Consider the following 18,611-nt stretch of genomic DNA (forward strand, 5'->3'; position numbering starts at 1 on the left):
GGTAACTCGGGGCTCTCATGTTCAGTTCGGCGCACGGTACAGACCGTGCGTATGGATATAGGCCAGCACCGCATCGGGCACCAGGAACCGCGCGGAGCGGCCACTGGCCAGCAGCTGGCGGATCTGGGTGGCGGACACCGCCAGCGGCGTCTGCCAGGCGAAGACAATTTGCCCGGCCGGCCCGTCGATGGCCTGTGGATCATTGTTGCTACGCGCCGCGAGCAGGTCGCGCAGGGCTTCCGGCGCCTCGCTGTCGGCATCCGGGCGCTGCAGCACCAGCAGATGGCAGTGCTCGAGCAATTCCGCCCAGCGATGCCAGGTCGGCAGCCCGCAAAAGGCATCCCAACCCAGCAGCAGAAACAGCTGGTCGTCGGCGTCTAACTCGGCGCGCAGGGACTCCAGGGTGTCGATGCTGTAGGACGGCTTGTCGCGCCGCAGTTCGCGGTCATCGACCCGCAGCGACGCCTCCCCCTGCACCGCCAGCTCGACCATCGCCAGTCGATCCGCCGCCGACACCTGCGGGGTGTCGCGATGCGGCGGCCGCGCGCTGGGAATCAGGCGCAGCTCGTCGAACTGGAACTCTTCGGCGATCTCCAGTGCGCCACGCAGGTGGCCGATGTGCACGGGATCGAAAGTGCCGCCGAAGATGCCGATGCGCCGGGCCATCAGGTGCGGATGTGTCCGTCGCCGAACACCACGTACTTCTCGCTGGTCAGGCCGTCCAGGCCGACCGGACCGCGGGCGTGCAGCTTGTCGGTGGAAATGCCGATTTCCGCCCCTAGCCCGTACTCGAAGCCGTCGGCGAAGCGCGTCGAGGCGTTGACCATCACCGAGGCAGAGTCCACTTCGGTGAGGAAGCGCCGCGCATCGCTGAAGTTCTCGGTGATGATCGCGTCGGTGTGCTGCGAGCCGTAGCGGTTGATGTGCTCGATGGCCTGCTCCAGGCCGTCGACGATGCGGATCGACAGGATCGGCGCGTTGTACTCGGTGCGCCAGTCTTCCTCGGTCGCCTCGAGCACGTCAGCGCCGAGCAGCGCGCGGGTCGCTGCGTCACCGCGCAGTTCCACGCCCTTGTCGCGGTAGATCGCCGCCAGCGGCGGCAGCACGCGGGCGGCGATGCCTTCGTGCACCAGCAGGGTTTCCATGGTGTTGCACGGCGCGTAGCGCTGGGTCTTGGCGTTGTCGGCGACACGAATGGCCTTGTCGAGGTCGGCGGCAATGTCGATGTACACATGGCAGATGCCATCGAGGTGCTTGATCACCGGCACCTTGGCATCGCGACTGATGCGCTCGATCAGGCTCTTGCCACCGCGCGGGACGATCACGTCGACGAACTCCGGCATGCTGATCAGCGCACCGACGGCGGCGCGATCGGTGGTTTCCACCACCTGCACGGCGGCAGCCGGCAGGCCGGCTTCGGCCAGACCGAGCTGGATGCAGCGGGCGATCGCCTGGTTGGAATGGATCGCCTCCGAGCCGCCGCGCAGGATGGTCGCGTTGCCGGACTTCAGGCACAGGCTGGCGGCGTCGATGGTCACGTTCGGCCGTGACTCGTAGATGATGCCGATCACCCCGAGCGGCACGCGCATCTTGCCGACCTGGATGCCCGACGGCAGGAAGCGCATGTCGCGAATTTCGCCGATCGGGTCGGGCAGCGTGGCGACCTGGCGGAGACCTTCGATCATCTCGTCGATGCGCGCCGGCGTCAGCGCGAGGCGGTCGAGCATCGCCGGCTCCAGGCCGTTGGTGCGGCCGTTGGCCAGGTCTTTCTCGTTGGCGACGGTCAGTTCGGCGCGGGCGGCGTCGAGCGCCGCGGCGGCTGCGTGCAGGGCGCGGTTCTTCTGCGCGGTGCTGGCGCGGGCGAGCACCCGCGAGGCTTCGCGCGCTGCGCGGCCCAGGCGGGTCATGTAGTCGAGCACGGACTCGGTCATGGTCTCGGAGGTCTGGCGTTGGGAAAAGTGGCTGATTATAGCGAGCGCACCGGCCCACGCCCAGCGGCGCCGGGCGGATGGTCAACAAGCCGTCGCCGCCGCCCCCGGCGTAACACTGCCGCCGGCCGCCACAGGCCAGACAGTGACAGCCGCCGCGCCATGCCGGCCGAAGGTTGGGTAACCAAAATCGCCGCCGCCGCTTACCTTCAAGCTAGCCCCACCACCGGCGCAGTTTGCGCCCCTTCGTCAGCCGGACGACAAGAACAACAGCCCCGCGCCGGAGTGTTCGCCATGCATTACCGTACCGACTACAGCGCCGCCCTGCTGGCGGGGCGCCCCGAGCTACTCTGCCTGGGCCGCTGGCAGCTGCATTACCAGGCCTACTCGCGGCATGCCGATGACCGCCGCGCGCCGGTGCTATTGCTCGGCGGCGCGTTCCAGAGCTTCCGCTCCTTCGCCAACGAGGTGCAGGAACTGCTCGACGAACATCCGGTGATTCTCCTCGATCTGCCCAGCCAGGGCGGCAACCTGCAACTGGCGCCGGAGCTTGGGCTTGAGGCGCTGGCCGATCTGATTGCCGCCTTCGCCTGCGAACTGCAGCTGCCGCCGCTGCAGCCCATCGGCCTGTCCTACGGCTCGGCGCTGGCGGCGTTGTTCGCCGCCCGTCATCCGCAGCACTGCGCGCGCCTGCTGCTGGCCGGCATCACCGCCTTCGGCCGCAGCGGCGCCCGTCGCCTGCTGGAGGAAAGCCTGGCGCTGCTCGCGGAAGGCGAGCTCGGCGCCTTCGCCCAGGGTGCGCTGAGCGGGCTGCTCAACCCGCTGCGCGCGGCCGAGGTCGGCATCGCCACGGTGTTTCGCAAGGCCCTGCTGCGCCAGTTACAACGCCTGAGTCCGGCGGAGATCGAGCGCTACCGGCAGAACAGTCGGCGCCTGCTGGATTTTCCCGGCTTCAGCCGCCACCCGGCCTGCCCGACCCTGGTGCTGGCCGGCAGCCACGATCACTTCACCCAGCCCTGGGAACACGCGCACTTCGCCGCCGCCTGCCCGGCAGCCGAGTGCGCGCTGATCCACGGCGCCGACCATCTCGCCCAGTTCGAGCGGCGCGCGGCCTGCGCCGCGCTGTATGCGCCGTTCCTGCGCGGCGCCGAACTGCCGAGCCACAGCCTCGGCAGCACGCGCCTGGCCCCCAGCCAGCTGCTGCAACTGGACAAACGCCAGGAGCCGCGCCGGCCGCCGCCGCAACGGCGCGCCCAGCTGCGACATGGCGAAGGTGGCACCTGGCCAGTGGAGATGGCCGAGCTGGGCTTCTTCGGTTGCCTGCTACTGGGCGATCTGCCCGCCGAGCTACCCGCCCGTGGCTGGCAGCTATGTACGGCCGAACTGCCACCGCTGCCCCTGCTCCCCCTGCGCCAAGGCGAGCGCGGCCTGGCCTGTGTGTTCAGCCACACCGACGCCCAGGCCAGCGCGGCGCTGGCTGCACAGATCAGCACGGCGGCGCTGCCGGCGGCGGCCTGCGCCTAGGTTGGCTGGAGGAGCCAACGCCGGAATGTGGGGGTATCGCTGCGCCCAGCCCAACCGACGACCAAGCGCTATGGCACGCGCGCCTCGATCACCCGCAGCAGGCTCGGCGCGCCCTGATCCGGCAGCCCGAGGCCGGCGCCGTCGTGCTCGGGGTCGAGCACCGCGACCCGGCGGAAGCCACAACCCTCGAACGCGGCGACTATCTCCGCCTGGTCACGGTAATGCAGCCAGTAGTCGCCACGGGTCAGCCGGCCGACCAGGTCGACCCCCCAGCGCAACTGGCGGTAGCGCGGATGCTCGCGCAGATCGGGGTACAGGTCGGTCAGGTAGCTGGCCTGCGGGAAGCGCGCCAGCTGCGCGGCCAGGCGGGTCCAGAAGCCTTCGAGCAACTCGCGCGGGAAGTAATTGACCAGGCCCTCGGTGATTACCAGCACCGGCGCGTGCTGGTCCAGATCGGCGAACAGCGCCTGCAGACTCAGCGCGCCCCGCGCGGCGAGGATATCCACGTCCCTGACCCGATGGCGGCCATCCAGCCAACCCTCGCCGTGCAGCAGCAAGCGTTTGCGCGCCGCCATCGCCGGCAGGTCCGCCTCCAGGTACTGCAGCTGCGGATAGCGCTGACAGAAGCGCCGGCCGCGCGGCGACAAGCCGCAGGCGATTTCCACCACCTGGCGCACCCCACCCTGCTCGATGGCCGCGCGCAGGCGTGCGTCGATCAGCAGATGACGTTGTAACAGGACATGTTCCAGATCCAGCCCCAACACCTCGCGCACACCCCAGACCAATGGCTTCAACAAGCCATAGGCCAAGCGCCCGAAACCGGTGGCGAAGGCCGGCTCGGCCAACTGGTGGCGATACCAGACATAACCGGTGTAGTGCGCGCTGGGGCTGATGTGGGCGCTGTCGGCACGGGTACGCGGGGACATGGGCGTGGCTCTTATTGCTATCATCGCGCCCAGCCTAAGCCTTGCAGACGCGCCCCGACAGCCCATGCTCGCCGATCCCACCCTTAGTTTGCCGCCCGCCGCCGAATGCGCCTGGCCCGCCAGCCGCGCACTGCCGGACAGCTTCTTCGACCGCGATGCGCAGATCCTGGCCCGCGCCCTGCTCGGCAAGGTCATCCGCCACCGCCTCGGCGACCTGTGGCTGGCGGCGCGGATCATCGAGACCGAGGCCTATTACTGTGCGGAGAAGGGCAGCCACGCCTCGCTCGGCTACACCGCGAAGCGCCGCGCGCTGTTTCTCGACGGCGGCCACATCTATATGTACTACGCACGCGGCGGCGACTCGCTGAACTTCAGCGCCCACGGCGCCGGCAATGCGGTGCTGATCAAGTCCGCCTATCCCTTCGTCGACGCCCATTCCGCCGCCGCCAGCCTGGCGCGCATGCAGCAGCTCAACCCCGACGCCCGCGGCAACCCGCGCCCGGCGCAGAAGCTGTGCGCCGGGCAGACCCTGCTGTGCAAGAGCCTCGGCCTCAAGGTGGCGGACTGGGACGCCCAGCGCTTCGACCCGCAGCGGCTGTTCGTCGAGGATGTCGGCGCCACCCCGGCGCGGATCATCCAGACCACCCGCCTGGGCATTCCCCACGGGCGCGACGAGCACCTGCCGTACCGCTTCGTCGACGCCGCCTACGCCCGCCACTGCACGCGCAACCCGCTGCGCCGTGGCCAGTGCGAAGGGCACGACTACCATCTGTTCACTCACCCACCAGCCGAAGGAGTCTGATCGATGGGCGAATGGCTCGCCAGCCTCACCACTTGGCTCAGCGCCCACCCGCAATGGCTGGGCCTGGCGATCTTTCTGGTGGCCTGCACCGAGTGCCTGGCCGTCGCCGGCATTCTGGTGCCCGGCACCGTGCTGCTGTTCGCCATCGCCGTGCTGGCCGGCAGCGGCGCCCTGACCCTGTGGCAAACCCTGCTGCTGGCCTACAGCGGCGGCCTGCTCGGCGACGCGCTGTCCTATGCCCTGGGCCGGCGCTTCCACCAGAACATCCGGCGCCTGCCGGTGCTGCGCCACCATCCGGAATGGATCGGCAGCGCCGAGCTGTATTTCCATCGCTACGGTGTGATCAGCCTGCTGCTGGGCCGCTACATCGGCCCGTTGCGGCCGATGCTGCCGATGGTCGCCGGCATGCTCGACATGCCGCTCGGGCGCTTCATCGGCGTCAGCCTGATCGCCGCCGCCGGCTGGTCGGTGGCCTATCTGCTGCCCGGCTGGGCTACCGGCGCGGCCATGCGCCTGCCGCTGCCGGCGGGCTTCTGGGGCGAGGCGGCGGTGGTGGTCGGCGCGCTGCTGTTGGTCCTCGGCCTGACCCTGCACAGCAGCCTGCGCGGCTGGCGCCTGACCACGCCGCTGACCGCCGGCCTCAGCCTGCTGACCCTGCTCGCCCTGCTGCTCGGCTGGCCGCGCCTGCAGCAACTCGACCAGGGCCTGATGACGCTGATTCAGGAGCAGCGCCATAGCCACCTCGACAGCGCCATGGTGCTGATCACCCGCCTCGGCGACTTCAACACCCAACTCGCCGCCGGCACCCTGCTGACCGGCCTGTTGCTGCTCACCCGCCAGTGGCGCACCGGGTTGTTCGCCGGCGGCGCGCTGCTCGGCACGGCGCTGGCCAATGGCACCCTGAAGCTGCTGTTCGCCCGCAGCCGCCCGGAGGTGCTGATCGAGCCGCTGAACAGCTTCAGCCTGCCCAGCGGCCATAGTTCGGCGGCCTTCGCCTTCTTCCTGGTGCTGGGGATTCTCGCCGGCCGCGGCCAGCCGCTGCGCCTGCGCCTGACCTGGCTGCTGCTGGCCTGCCTGCCGGCGCTGGCGATTGCCCTGTCGCGGGTCTACCTCGGCGTGCACTGGCCGACCGACATCATCGCCGGTGCGCTGCTGGCCGGCGGGCTGTGCGCCAGCAGCCTGAGCCTGACCCAGCGGCGCTCCCCGCTCGCCCCGCTGACGCCACGCATCTGGTGGCTGCTGCTGCCGGCCTGCCTGGCGCTGCTGGGCGTGTTTGCTCTCTGGGCGCTGCCGGAGGCCTTGCTGCGCTACGCCTATTAACGGCGGCCCGGCCGCTCAGAACCTGTCTACGATCTGCTGCGCGTCGGTCAAGCTGCGTTGAAAACGGCTTCGGAATGCTCATTTACAACGCGTAAACTCCGCTTCCTCAGCCGTTTTCGCCTTGTTTGACTCTAGCTCGCGAGATCGTAAACAGGCTCTCAGGCGTGCATTTGGCCCTGCAGCTGGTCGAGCAGACGCTGGATCAGCACCAGCTGTTGCTGTGGCTCATCGAGCTGCAGCAACTCCAGCTTCTGCGTCAGCGGGAACGGCAGCAGATAGGCCAGCTGGTTGGCCAACGCCTGCTGGCTGGCCACCACCCCGCCCATGCCCAGCTCGGCGACCATCGGGTGCTCGGCCAGCGCCGCCAGCAGGGCGGCGAGATCGGCCTGCTCGGCGAGCAATGGCAGCGCCGCGGACTCGTCCAGCCAGTCGACCTCGGCCACGGTCAGCTGATCGCGCTGCACTATGGCACTGCCGATCCGGAAGCGCCGACCGCCCTCGACGCGAATCCCCAGCAGGCCATTGGGACGCTGCTGCCAGTCGCGGATCAGCGCCTCACAGCCGATGGCGGCGAAGCGTTCGGCGGCCTCGCCGACCTCGTCACCCTCGAGGATGCCGACCACGCCAAAGCTGCTGCCCTGCTTCAGGCAGCGGCCGAGCATGTCCAGATAGCGCGCCTCGAACAGTTGTAGATCGAGGATGCAACCGGGAAACAGCACGGTCTTCAGCGGAAACAGTGGCAGCTGCATTACAACCCCTTGCTCAACCAGTCTTATCCAAGCTTATACGATCAGCGCCACCGCCAGCGGCAACAGCACCGCCGTAGCCACGCCCATCAAGCTCATGCCGAGGGCGGCGAAGGCGCCGCACTCCTCGCCCTCCTGCAAGGCGCGCGAGGTGCCCACCGCATGCGCGGTGATGCCCAGCGCCAGGCCTTGGGCCGCTGGGTGATGCACGCCGATCCGGCGCAGCAGTTCGGGGCCGCAGATCGCGCCGATCACCCCGGTGATCAGCACGAACACCGCCGCCAGGGCGGCGATGCCGCCGATCTGGCTGGCCACCAGCATGGCGATCGGCGAGGTCACCGATTTCGGCGCCAGGCTCATCAGCATCAGCTGTTCGGCGCCGAACAGCCAGGCCAGCAGCACGCCAAGCACGGTGGCCACCAGGCCGCCGATCAGCAGGGTCAGCAGGGTCGGCCAGAACAGCTGGCGGATGCGCTTGAGGTTAAGGAACAGCGGCACCGCCAGCGCCACCGTGGCCGGGCCGAGGAACACCGTGAGCACTTCGGCGCTCTGGCGGTACTCGCTGTAGTCCAGGCCGCAGGCGAGCAGCACGGCGATCACCAGCAGCATTGCCACCAGTACCGGCTGGAGGAACACCCAGCGGGTCTTCTCATAGCCGGTCAGGGCCAACTGGTAGGCGCCGAGGGTGATGCCGAAGCCGAACAGCGGATGGTGGATCAGCGCCTGCCAGGCGCCGTGCCAGTCGAGACTCATGGCTGCCCCCGGCGCCGCGCCTGGCGGTCGATCAGCTTCTGCATCAACCAGCCAACGAACAGCAGCGCCAGCAGCAGCGACAACACCAGCGAGCCGGCCACCGCCCAGAAATCCGCGGCGATATCGCGCGCATAGACCATCACCCCGACTGCCGCCGGCACCAGCAGCAGCGGCAGGTAGCGCAGCAGGCTGGTGGACGCCGCCGCCAGCGGCTCACTGACTTCGCCGCGCAGCATCAGGGTCGCCAGCAGCAGCAGTAGGCCGATGATCGGGCCCGGCAACATGGGCAGGAACAACACATTGATCGCCGTGCCGAGCAATTGGCACAGCACCAGCCAGGTCAGGCCGCGTAGCAGCATGGGAAATCTCCGAGGCAAACGGTCGAGGGCCTTGGGCATTGGCAAACCGACAGCGGCGAGCTCAGCCTCGCCGCGGCGGCCATTATAAGCATGCTAAGCAGCCACCTATACCTAGCCATTCGCCGCAGCCATGCTGGCTTGACCCAAGGTTCGGCGCATGGTGATCTAGCCGTGATTCGGCTCCACGCCAAGAACAATACCTCGCCCCTCAAGGAGGCTCTATGCCGTTCGTACCCGTCGCAGAACTGAAGAACTACATTGGCAAGGACCTCGGCCATTCCGACTGGCTGACCATCGACCAAGAGCGCATCAACCAGTTCGCCGAATGCACCGGCGACCACCAGTTCATCCACGTCGATCCGGAAAAAGCCAAGAAGACCCCATTCGGCACCACCATCGCCCACGGTTTCCTGTCGTTGTCGCTGATTCCCAAGCTCAGCGAAGGCCTGTTTCTTGCGCCGGAAGGCCTGAAAATGGGCGTCAACTACGGTCTGGACAGCGTGCGTTTCATCCAGCCGGTGCCGGTCAACTCGCGCGTACGCCTGGCCATCACCGTCCTCGACGTGACCGAGAAGAACCCCGGCCAGTGGCTGCTCAAGTCGCGCTGCACCCTGGAGATCGAAGGTCAGGCCAAGCCGGCCTATATCGCCGAAAGCCTGGCCCTCTGCTTCGTCTAAGAGCCTGTTTACGATCTGCTACGCGTCGGCCATACGGCGTTGAAATCGGGCTCAGAATGCTCATTTACAACGCGTAAACTGCGCTTCTTCGCCCGATTTCGCCTTGTCTGGCTCTAGCTCGCGAGATCGTAAACAGGCTCTAAGCCCGCGTTGCACCCCCGGGGCGCCGCCGGCGCCCCGTTTCCGCCTGATCGTCCCTCACGAAAACCCGTGTTTGCGGCATACTCCCCCGGATGCCACGACTTGGACGTCCGCCATGTACCGCCTGCTTGCCCCCCTCAGCCTCGCCCTGCTGCTCGCCGCCTGCGGCGAAGGCGAACCGCTGCTACCGCCGAATGCCATATTGCCCGATGGCGGCCGCTATCGTGGCGAGCTGGTCGACGGCCTGCTGCAGGGCCAGGGCCGCCTCGACTATGCCAACGGCAGCTGGTACGCCGGGCAGTTCAAGGACGGCCAACTGGAGGGCCCCGGGCAATGGCGGGGACCGAACGGCGAACGCTATCTCGGCGACTTCCACCTCGGTCTGTTCGACGGCCAGGGCAAGCTCAGCTACCGCGACGGCACCACTTACGAAGGCGGCTTCAAGCTGGCGCAGATGCACGGCGAAGGCACTCTCAGCCAGGGCGGCCTGCGCTATCACGGCGAGTTCAAGCGTGACCAGTACAACGGCCTGGGCAAGCTCGAACTGGCCGACGGCAGCAGCTTCCAGGGCCAATTCAGCGATGGTCAGCCAAACGGCGCCGGGGTACGCCTCGACAGCGACGGCGGGCAGTTCAGCGGCACCTTCAGCCAGGGTCGGCTGAACGGCCAGGGCAGCTACCAGAGCAGCGCCGGCGATCACTACAGCGGCCAGTTCCGCAACGACCAGTTCGACGGCAAGGGCCGCTACGTCAGCGCCGACGGCGACGCCTGGCTCGGCCAGTTCAAGAACGGCGCGCTGAACGGCAAGGGCGAATTTCGCGGCGCCGACGACAGCCACTACGAGGGCGACTTCCGCGACTGGCGCTATCACGGCGAAGGCCGCCTGCGCCTGGCCGACGGCAGCGTCTACCAGGGCCACTTCGCCCATGGCGCCTACAGCGGCACCGGCACCCTGACCCAAGCCGACGGCAGCCTGCAGGGCGGCAGTTGGCTCGATGGTCAACGCCTCCGCGACGAGCGCGGCCGCCTGCTGGCCGATCCGCTGGAGGTCGGCCTGCTGCAACAGGGGCCGTTGCTCGACCAGGCCATCGCCGCCATTCCCGCCTCCACGCCGGCCGTCGAGCTGTACAGCCTGACCCTCGCCGGCGACGGCACGCAGAGCGTGTTCCTGCGCGAGGCCGACTATGTCAGCCAGCTGCTGCGCCAGCGTTTCGGCGCCTTCGGCCAGATCAGCCTGGCCAACCACCGCGACCACTTCAGCGACCGCCCGCTGGCCACCCGCGAAAGCCTGACCCGTGCGGTGCGCGCCCTGGCCGAACGCAGCGGCGCGGAGGATTTGTTCTTCCTCTACCTGACCAGCCATGGTTCGCGCGACCACGAACTCGACCTCGCTCAGCCGCGTCTGCAACTGGCCAGCCTGCCGGCCGACGAACTGGCGGTACTGCTGCAACCGCTGAAAGACCGTTACAAGGTGGTGGTGATTTCCGCCTGCTACTCCGGCGGCTTCATTCCGCCACTGAAGGACGACAAGACCCTGGTGATCACCGCCGCGCGCGCCGACCGGGTGTCGTTCGGCTGCTCGGAAGAGAACGACTTCACCTACTTCGGCCGCGCCCTGTTCGCCGATGCGCTGAACGAGACCGACGACCTCGAGCGCGCCTTCGGCCGCGCCAAGGAACTGGTTGCCGAACGCGAGCGCGCCGACGGCTTCGAGCCCTCGGAGCCGCAGATCTGGGCGCCGCCGGCGGTGCTCAAGCACTGGCAGCAACTGCGCGAAAGCCAGGCGCGCAAGGCGATGAACGCGCAGGCCAGCGAGAAAAAAGCGCAATAGCCCCTAAACTCAAGGTGTATCCGCCCAGAGACCAGTCCATGTATCTGACGCCGCAACATATCCTGCTCGCCGGCGCCACCGGCCTCACCGGCGAACACCTGCTCGATCGCCTGCTCAACGAGCCGACGGTGCGCCGCGTGCTGGCGCCGAGCCGCCGGCCGCTGGCCGAGCACAAGCACCTGGACAACCCGCAGGGCGAGCTGCTGGACCTGCTGCCGCAGCTCAGCGGGCCGATCGACACCGCGTTCTGCTGCCTCGGCACCACCATCAAGCAGGCCGGCTCGCAAGAGGCCTTCCGCGGCGTCGACCACGATCTGGTCCTGGCCTTTGCCGAGCGTGCCCGCGCCCTCGGCGCGCGGCACTTCCTGGTGATCAGCGCACTCGGCGCCGATGCGAAATCGGCGGTGTTCTACAACCGCGTCAAGGGCGAGCTGGAAGCCTCGCTGCGCGCGATGGGCTGGCCGCAACTGACCATCGCCCGGCCCTCGCTGCTGCTCGGCGAGCGCAACGAGACGCGCCTCGGCGAGCAGTTGGCCGCCCCGCTGGCGCGCCTGATCCCCGGCAAATACCGCGGCATCCGCGCCTGCACCCTGGCCCACGCGCTCTGGCGCCTGGCCCTGGAGGAACAGGACGGCGTGCGGGTGGTCGAGTCGGATGAGTTGCGCAAGCTGGGGCGCTAAACTCACCGCCCCTTTACCGCGAAGAAGCCTTCATGAGCCAATCCAGCAGCCTGTTAGACGCCCTTGCCTCCACCGACATGCTGGAGATCGACGGGCTCTACGCCTGGCACTTCGAGCTGCATAGCGACACCCCTGAGCAGCTGCTCAGCATCGAGGTCATGGACGGCAGCAGCCGCCGGCTGTGGCGCTTCACTCAGGCCGAGGTGCAGGCCGCCCGCTACGAGGCCGCCAGCGACAGTTGGCACTTGGCCAAGGGCGATGCCAGCCACCGGCTGAAATGTCTGGGCGCGTTGGTGGCCGACAATGCCGACGTCGGCGAAGACGAATAGACCGGCACCGGCGCCGGCTCAGTAACCGCCAGTCACGCCCAGATTGACGCCCAGCACGGCGGCCAGCGAGAACGGCAACAGCAGGGTGTCCAGCAAGGCACTGGCCGGCAGATCGATGCCGGCGTACTCCGGTGCCTCGGCGCCGAAGCGGTCCAGCGGACAGCAGCCGCCATTCAGCGTGTACCAGTCCAGGCGCGTGCCGGCATACACCAGCGGCGCGCCTGGCTTGGCCGCATCGAGGGTGCGCACCGTGGCGCAACCGGAGAGCAGCAAGGCGCAAATCACTAGCGCCACGTTTTTGTAAGGGCCCGGAGCTGCTTCAGTCATCGCCACTGACCTGATGGTGTTCGCCCCAGCGCGGCAGCATGTCCTGCGGGATGTCGAGCAGGTTGAGGATACGCGCGACGACGAAGTCGATCAGGTCGTCGATGGTCTGCGGCTGGTGATAGAAGCCCGGCGAGGCCGGCACTATCACCGCGCCGAGGTTGGAGAGCTTGAGCATGTTCTCCAGATGGATGCTCGAATACGGCGCCTCGCGCGGCACCAGGATCAACTGACGGCGCTCCTTCAGGGTCACGTCGGCGGCGCGTTCGATCAGGTTGTTGCAGGCGCCACTGGCGATTGCCGACAGCGTGCCGGTCGAACACGGCACCACCACCATCGCCCCCGGCGCGCTGGAGCCGGAGGCCGGCGGCGCCATCCAGTCTTCCTTGCCGTAGACGCGGATCTGCCCCGGCGCGGCGCCGGTGTATTCGCTGAGGAACGCCTGCATCGCCTGCGGCTTGCTCGGCAAGGTGACGTCGGTTTCGGTGGCCATCACCAGCTGCGCCGCCTTGGAGATCAGGAAGTGCACCTCGCGCTCCTCCTGGACCAGGCAGTCGAGCAGGCGCAGGCCGTACTGGGCGCCGGAGGCGCCGGTCATGGCCAAGGTAATGCGTTCCGGCCCGCTCATAAATTCACCCTCAATGCTGTTGCGCTTGGTTATGCCGCGTTGAAAACCTGCTCAAAATGCTCATTTACTAAAGTAAATTCCGCTTTCTCGCAGGTTTTCGCCTTGCCTAACCTGCGCTCACGACGCATTGAGAGCGAATTTCCGCTGCTTATTTGATCAGGTCGAACCGTAGGATGGGTTGAGGAGCGCAGCACCGATACCCATCGAGCCGATGCCGATGGGTATCGCTTCGCTCAACCCATCCTACAGCTCTATTTCAACGCGTCTGCCAGCTTGCCATGCAGGCCGCCGAAGCCGCCGTTGCTCATGATCACCACCTGGGTGCCCGGCGTCGCGTGGGCCTTGACCCCGGCGATGATCGCCTCCAGCGAATCGCACACCGCGGTCGGCACCGTCGAGCCGGCGACGGTGGCGGCCAGGTCCCAACCGAGGTTCGGCGGCGCGTACCAGAACACCCGGTCGGCCTGCACCACCGAATCTGGCAGACCGTCGCGGTGGGCGCCGAGCTTCATCGAGTTGGAACGCGGCTCGATGATGGCGATCAGCGGCGCCTCGCCGACGCGCTTGCGCAGGCCGTCGAGGGTGGTGGCAATGGCGGTCGGATGGTGGGCGAAGTCGTCATAGATGGTCACGCCCTTGACCTCGGCGACCTTCTCCATGCGCCGTTTGACGTTCTTGAACGCACTCAGCGCCTCGGCGCCCTGCGCCGGCAGCACGCCGACGTGCCGGGCCGCAGCCAGGCAGGCCAGGGCGTTGGCGACGTTGTGTTGGCCGGTCAGCTGCCAGTCCACGGTGCCCTGCACGGCGCCGTCGAACAGCACCTCGAAGCGCGAGCCGTCGTCGCTGAGCAGGCGCGCCTGCCACTGGCCGCCAGTGCCGGTGGTCTGCACCGGGGTCCAGCAGCCCATGCGAAGCACCCGCTGCAGGGCCTCCTCGCCTTGCGGATGGATGATCAGCCCATCACCCGGAATGGTCCGCACCAGATGATGGAACTGCCGCTCGATGGCCGCCAGATCGGGGAAGATATCCGCGTGATCGTACTCGAGGTTGTTGAGGATCGCGGTGCGCGGGCGGTAGTGGACGAACTTCGAGCGCTTGTCGAAGAAGGCGCTGTCGTACTCGTCGGCCTCGACCACGAAGAACGGCGTGCCGCCGAGGCGCGCCGACACCGCAAAGTTCTGCGGCACACCGCCGATCAGGAAGCCCGGGCTCATGCCGGCGTGTTCCAGCACCCAGGCGAGCATGCTGCTGGTGGTGGTCTTGCCGTGGGTGCCGGCCACCGCCAGCACCCAGCGGCCCTGCAGCACATGGTCGGCCAGCCACTGCGGGCCGCTGACATAGGGCAGGCCCTGGTTGAGCACGTATTCGACCGCCGGGTTGCCGCGCGACAGGGCATTGCCGACCACCACCAGGTCCGGCGCCGGCTGCAGTTGCGCCGGGTCGTAGCCCTGGGTCAGGGCGATGCCCTGGGCTTCCAGCTGGGTGCTCATGGGTGGGTAGACATTGGCGTCGGAACCGGTGACGCGGTGGCCGAGCTCCTTGGCCAGGACCGCCAACGAGCCCATGAAAGTGCCGCAAATGCCGAGAATATGGATATGCATGTATGACCTCAAAGAACGGACCGCGTCAGCCCGGAAAAATCTCGCCGCAGGTTAGCACAGCGGGGGCCGGCGCCTTAGCCCCCTCTCCCCCGGCCCCTCTCCCATAAATGGGCGTGGGCTTCGCGCCCATTTGTAGCCTGTAGGATGGGTTGAGCGCAGCGATACCCATCCTACGAATCAGGCCGTCGCCCGGATGCAATCCGGGGAGGCAGGCTCACTCCGACCGCACCATCGCCAAAAAGGTCTCGATCAGGCGCCGCGATTGCTGCTCGCGTAGGCATACCAGGGTCTCGGTCATCCGCCGTTGGCAGTCGCGGATCGGCAGGGCCTGCACCTGCGGGTTGTTGCCGAACTCGGCGGCCGACACCACGCCGATGCCGAGCCCGGCGAGGACCATCTCGCGCACCGCCTCGCGGCCCTCGACTTCGATCCCCAGGCGCAGGCGCAAGCCGGCGCGGCGCATTTCCTCTTCGAGGATCTGGCGGGTCATCGAGCCCTGTTCGCGCAGGACCATGGGCACGTCGTCGAGGTCGACGAGGCTGATCGACTCGCGCCTGGCCCAGGGGTGGTCCTGGCCGACGAAGGCCACCAGCGGATCGCTGCTCAGGGTCACCCGCAGCAGGCGTTGGTCCTCCACCGGGCGGCCGAGCACGGCGAGGTCGGCCTTGTAGGCGAACAGCCGCTCCAGCGCCTCGTCGGTGTTGCCGGTCACCAGGCTGATGCGGATGCCCGGGTAGCGCTCGCTGAAGCGGGCGATGTAGGGCAGCACGTGCACCGGCGAATCCACCGCCAGGGTCAGGCTGCCGCTCTGCAGGGCGCGCGAGCTGGACAACAGCTCCTGCGCCTCGGCCTCCACGGCGAACAGGCGCAGGGTGACGCTGAGCAACTGTTCGCCCAGTTCGGTGAGCTGCACCGAGCGCTTGTTGCGGTGGAACAGCAGCACGCCGAAGTATTCCTCCAGCTTGCGCACCTGGTCGGACACCGCCGGCTGACTGAGGAACAGCTGCTCGGCGGCGCGGGTGAAACCGCCATGCACGGCGACGGCGTGGAAGGCCTTGAGCTGGGAATGGGAGACCGCCACGGCGAATCCTCTGGACTCATAAGTCAGACTTGTTATTGAAATACTATAAAACGATTTTTTTTATTAGTTCGGAATTGTTTTGATCACCTCCAACGCGGCCCCACCGCCCATTACAAGAATGCTGGAGACGATCATGAGCAAAGCCGAATTCCCCACTTCCCGTGCCGCCCTTGCCACCCCCGCCCTCGGCGAACCCTACCTGCTGACCCCCGGCCCGCTGACCACTTCGCTGGCCACCAAGGAAGCCATGCTGCGCGACTGGGGCTCGTGGGACGCCGACTTCAACCAGGTCACCGCCGAAATCCGCCAGGGCCTGCTGGCCATGGCCGGGGTCGACGACGACAGCTTCGCCTGCGTGCCCCTGCAGGGCAGCGGCACCTTCGCCGTCGAGGCCGCGCTGGCTACCGCCATCCCGCGTGACGGCAAGGCGCTGGTGCTGATGAACGGCGCCTATGGCAAGCGCGCCGCGCAGATCCTCGACTACCTGGGCCGCGCCCATATCGACCTGGACAAGGGCGACTACCTGCCACCGCAGCCGGAAGAAGTCGCCGAACTGCTGCGCACCAATCCGGACGTGACCACGGTGTTCCTGGTCCACTGCGAAACCAGCTCGGGCATCCTCAACCCGCTCAAAGAGATCGCCGAAGTGGTCAAGGCCCACGGCAAGAGCCTGGTGGTCGACGCCATGAGCTCGTTCGGCGCGGTGCCGCTGACCGTCGAGCAGATCCCCTTCGACGTCATGGTCTCCTCGGCCAACAAATGCATCGAGGGCATCCCTGGGTTCGGCTTCGTGGTCATCCGCCGCAGCCTGCTGGAAGCGGCCAAGGGTCGCGCCCACTCGCTGAGCCTCGACCTGCACGAGCAATGGGCCTACATGGAGAAAACCGGCCAGTGGCGCTTCACTCCGCCGACCCACAGCGTGGTGGCGTTTCGCAAGGCGCTGGAACAGCACACGGCCGAGGGCGGCGTGGCCGGGCGCCTGGCGCGCTACACGCGCAACCGCGACCTGCTGGTCGCCGGCATGCGCCAACTGGGTTTCGCGACCCTGCTGGAAGACCGCTGGCTGTCGCCGATCATCACCACCTTCTTCAGCCCCGATCATCCGAACTTCGAGTTCAAGCGTTTCTATAACGAGCTCAAGGCCCGCCAGTTCGTGATCTACCCCGGCAAGCTGACCATCGCCGAGAGCTTCCGCATCGGCTGCATCGGCCAGATCGACGAGGCCGTGGTCGCCCAGCTGCTGCGCGCCATCGCCGACAGCCTGGCGGCGATGGGTGTCGATCGCTGCCAGCCGGCCGCCTGACCGCTGTGCCAGGGCGGCGCCGGCCCTCACCCCGGCACCGCCCCGTGCCTGGCAACCCACGCCCTTGCACGACCTGTAGTACGAGACCGCAACCGTTCGGCGCCAAGCCAGGAAACCTTGTTCAGCCTGACTCACCATGGCGGACAAGCCGGCGCCTGCTCATCCAGGAAGGGAACCTGCGGCCTCGATTGATCTGACCAAGACCGTTCGCCAAGACGGCACCCGAAGTGCTCTACGACAACAACAAAGGCAGCCAGTCATTGAACTGCCAGCACATATATCTGAGAGGTCAGCACAGTGAACAATAAATCCGGCTTTCCCTTCTTCTCGCTGAGCGGCAGCGACATCCAGCGCTGGCGCCTGCAGATCTTCGCCATCACCTGGCTGGCCTATGCCGCCTTCTATTTCACCCGTAAGGCCTTCTCGGTGGCCAAGCTGGGCATCGCCGACGACGCCAGTTTCGAGCTGGAAAAGGCCACCATGGCCAACCTCGACGCCCTGTATCTGGGCGCCTACGCCATCGGCCAATTCACCTGGGGCATCCTCGCCGACCGCTTCGGCCCGCGTGTGGTGGTGCTCGGCGGCTTGATCATCTCCGCCGTGGTGGCGGTGATCATGGGCAGCTTCGCCACCCTGCCGATCTTCGCCACCTGCATGGTGGTCCAGGGCCTCGCGCAGTCCACCGGCTGGGCCGGGCTGTGCAAGAACATCGGCAGTTTCTTCGCCACCCACGAGCGCGGCCGTGTACTCGGTTTATGGAGCAGCTGCTACGCCTTCGGTGGCCTGGTCGCCTCGCCGTTCGCCGGGTGGTGGGCTTATCAGGTCTATGGCGACTGGCGCGCGGCGTTCTTCTCCAGCGCCGTGGTGGTCGCGGTGGTTGCCGTACTGTTCTTCATTCTGCAACGTAACACCCCGCAAGATGTCGGCCTGCCGCCGGTCGAAGTGGCCGATGAGCCGCAGCGCGATGGCAATGGCCGCCATGCCAGCTTCGGCTCCTGTCTGAAGACCATCATGCAGAACCGCACCGTGCTGGTGCTCGGCCTCGCCTACTTCCTGCTCAAGCCGGCGCGCTACGCGATTCTGCTGTGGGGCCCGGTGATGGTTTATGAGCGCATGCCGTCGATTGGCAAAGTCGCCTCGGCCATCGTGCCGACCGCCTTCGAAGTCGCCGGCCTGGTCGGCCCGCTGCTGATCGGTTTGCTCTCGGACAGGTTGTTCGGCGCCCGGCGTTTCCCCGCCTGCGTGATCAGCCTGCTCGGCCTGACCGTCTGCCTGGCGCTGTTCGTGCCGGCCATGCAAAGCGGCAGCGTGCTGGTGGTGGTCGGCCTGCTGTTCATGATGGGCCTGACCCTGTACGGACCGGACTCGATGATCAGCAGCTCGGCGGCCATCGACTTCGGCAAGGGTAGCGCCGGCACCGCAGCAGGCTTCGTCAACGGCTGCGGTTCGATCGGCGCCATCCTCGGCGGCCTGTTGCCCGGCTACTTCGACACCGAAACCGTGTTCCTGGTCTTCACCATCACCGCCCTGTTGGCCACCGCCCTGCTGGTGCCGCACTGGAACAGCCGCCCGCACGGCAGCAGCGCCCCGGCACCGCGGGTCAAACGAAACAAAGCGCTGGCCTGAATTCCCGTACCACCTAAACGCTCAATCCCGAA

General features: G+C 67.4%; 19 protein-coding genes. 9 read left to right on the forward strand and 10 right to left on the reverse strand.

Translation table 11 applies throughout. The annotated features are described in order from the left end of the window. Window positions 1-21 precede the first annotated feature (21 nt). Both nadD and D3880_RS19550 read right to left on the reverse strand, forming a co-directional pair. Complete coding sequence (nadD, locus tag D3880_RS19545; RefSeq protein WP_119895081.1) at window positions 22-666, reverse strand: nicotinate-nucleotide adenylyltransferase; 645 nt, start codon at window positions 664-666, stop codon at window positions 22-24. After that, window positions 666-1,931, reverse strand: a complete 1,266-nt coding sequence (locus D3880_RS19550; protein ID WP_119895082.1) for a glutamate-5-semialdehyde dehydrogenase — start codon at window positions 1,929-1,931, stop codon at window positions 666-668. Before D3880_RS19550 ends, nadD begins: the two co-directional genes overlap by 1 nt. A 291-nt stretch (window positions 1,932-2,222) precedes the next feature. On the opposite strand from D3880_RS19550, the gene D3880_RS19555 reads away from it, so the two are divergent. Then, window positions 2,223-3,452, forward strand: coding sequence for an alpha/beta fold hydrolase (locus tag D3880_RS19555; RefSeq protein ID WP_119895083.1), 1,230 nt, complete (start codon window positions 2,223-2,225; stop codon window positions 3,450-3,452). A gap of 68 nt (window positions 3,453-3,520) precedes the next feature. On the opposite strand, the gene D3880_RS19560 is transcribed toward D3880_RS19555, so the two are convergent. Beyond that, window positions 3,521-4,378, reverse strand: coding sequence for a class I SAM-dependent methyltransferase (locus tag D3880_RS19560; protein ID WP_119895084.1), 858 nt, complete (start codon window positions 4,376-4,378; stop codon window positions 3,521-3,523). A 64-nt stretch (window positions 4,379-4,442) separates the two neighbouring features. Here D3880_RS19560 and D3880_RS19565 point away from each other — a divergent pair, with 64 nt between their 5' ends. Together D3880_RS19565 and D3880_RS19570 are read left to right on the forward strand one after the other, a co-directional pair. After that, window positions 4,443-5,180, forward strand: coding sequence for a DNA-3-methyladenine glycosylase (locus tag D3880_RS19565; RefSeq protein ID WP_119895085.1), 738 nt, complete (start codon window positions 4,443-4,445; stop codon window positions 5,178-5,180). A gap of 3 nt (window positions 5,181-5,183) precedes the next feature. Further along, complete coding sequence (locus D3880_RS19570; RefSeq protein WP_119895086.1) at window positions 5,184-6,500, forward strand: bifunctional DedA family/phosphatase PAP2 family protein; 1,317 nt, start codon at window positions 5,184-5,186, stop codon at window positions 6,498-6,500. Window positions 6,501-6,658: 158 nt separating this feature from the next. On the opposite strand, the gene D3880_RS19575 is transcribed toward D3880_RS19570, so the two are convergent. From D3880_RS19575 to D3880_RS19585, 3 genes are read right to left on the reverse strand one after another with little or no spacing between them, the layout of a single operon-like run. Next, a complete protein-coding gene (locus D3880_RS19575) occupies window positions 6,659-7,249 on the reverse strand; it encodes an LON peptidase substrate-binding domain-containing protein (RefSeq protein ID WP_119895087.1) in 591 nt (196 codons plus the stop codon). A 33-nt stretch (window positions 7,250-7,282) separates the two neighbouring features. Beyond that, complete coding sequence (locus D3880_RS19580; RefSeq protein ID WP_119895088.1) at window positions 7,283-7,999, reverse strand: LrgB family protein; 717 nt, start codon at window positions 7,997-7,999, stop codon at window positions 7,283-7,285. Then, entirely contained in the window at window positions 7,996-8,358 is a 363-nt protein-coding gene (locus D3880_RS19585; protein WP_119895089.1) for a CidA/LrgA family protein, read from the reverse strand. The genes D3880_RS19580 and D3880_RS19585 overlap by 4 nt, the downstream gene beginning before the upstream one ends. Window positions 8,359-8,579: 221 nt before the next feature. Here D3880_RS19585 and D3880_RS19590 point away from each other — a divergent pair, with 221 nt between their 5' ends. The 4 genes from D3880_RS19590 to D3880_RS19605 all read left to right on the forward strand — a co-directional run bounded on the left by D3880_RS19590 (window position 8,580) and on the right by D3880_RS19605 (window position 12,016). Next, entirely contained in the window at window positions 8,580-9,035 is a 456-nt protein-coding gene (locus tag D3880_RS19590) for a MaoC family dehydratase (protein WP_119895090.1), read from the forward strand. A 256-nt stretch (window positions 9,036-9,291) separates the two neighbouring features. Next, window positions 9,292-11,007, forward strand: a complete 1,716-nt coding sequence (locus D3880_RS19595) for a C13 family peptidase (RefSeq protein WP_119895091.1) — start codon at window positions 9,292-9,294, stop codon at window positions 11,005-11,007. Window positions 11,008-11,045: 38 nt separating this feature from the next. After that, entirely contained in the window at window positions 11,046-11,687 is a 642-nt protein-coding gene (locus tag D3880_RS19600; RefSeq protein ID WP_119895092.1) for an oxidoreductase, read from the forward strand. A gap of 32 nt (window positions 11,688-11,719) precedes the next feature. Continuing rightward, entirely contained in the window at window positions 11,720-12,016 is a 297-nt protein-coding gene (locus D3880_RS19605; RefSeq protein ID WP_119895093.1) for a DUF5629 family protein, read from the forward strand. 18 nt (window positions 12,017-12,034) lie between these two features. Here D3880_RS19605 and D3880_RS19610 read toward each other — a convergent pair whose 3' ends face one another. From D3880_RS19610 to D3880_RS19625, 4 genes are all read right to left on the reverse strand, one after another. Continuing rightward, on the reverse strand, window positions 12,035-12,343 hold the full coding sequence (locus D3880_RS19610) for a YceK/YidQ family lipoprotein (protein WP_119895094.1): 309 nt from the start codon (window positions 12,341-12,343) through the stop codon (window positions 12,035-12,037). Beyond that, window positions 12,336-12,968, reverse strand: coding sequence for a flavin prenyltransferase UbiX (gene ubiX / locus D3880_RS19615; RefSeq protein WP_119895095.1), 633 nt, complete (start codon window positions 12,966-12,968; stop codon window positions 12,336-12,338). The genes D3880_RS19610 and ubiX overlap by 8 nt, the downstream gene beginning before the upstream one ends. 251 nt (window positions 12,969-13,219) lie before the next feature. Then, a complete protein-coding gene (gene mpl / locus D3880_RS19620; protein WP_119895096.1) occupies window positions 13,220-14,569 on the reverse strand; it encodes a UDP-N-acetylmuramate:L-alanyl-gamma-D-glutamyl-meso-diaminopimelate ligase in 1,350 nt (449 codons plus the stop codon). 214 nt (window positions 14,570-14,783) lie between these two features. Next, complete coding sequence (locus D3880_RS19625; RefSeq protein WP_119895097.1) at window positions 14,784-15,650, reverse strand: LysR substrate-binding domain-containing protein; 867 nt, start codon at window positions 15,648-15,650, stop codon at window positions 14,784-14,786. A gap of 133 nt (window positions 15,651-15,783) precedes the next feature. Here D3880_RS19625 and D3880_RS19630 point away from each other — a divergent pair, with 133 nt between their 5' ends. Then, window positions 15,784-16,953, forward strand: coding sequence for a 2-aminoethylphosphonate--pyruvate transaminase (locus D3880_RS19630; protein WP_119895098.1), 1,170 nt, complete (start codon window positions 15,784-15,786; stop codon window positions 16,951-16,953). Between the two features lie 297 nt (window positions 16,954-17,250). Further along, window positions 17,251-18,579 carry an MFS transporter gene (locus D3880_RS19635; protein ID WP_119895099.1) on the forward strand — a complete coding sequence of 443 codons (1,329 nt, stop codon included), beginning with the start codon at window positions 17,251-17,253 and terminating at the stop codon, window positions 18,577-18,579. Window positions 18,580-18,611 lie beyond the last annotated feature (32 nt).

The organism is Pseudomonas cavernae, assembly GCF_003595175.1.
Lineage (GTDB): Bacteria > Pseudomonadota > Gammaproteobacteria > Pseudomonadales > Pseudomonadaceae > Aquipseudomonas > Aquipseudomonas cavernae.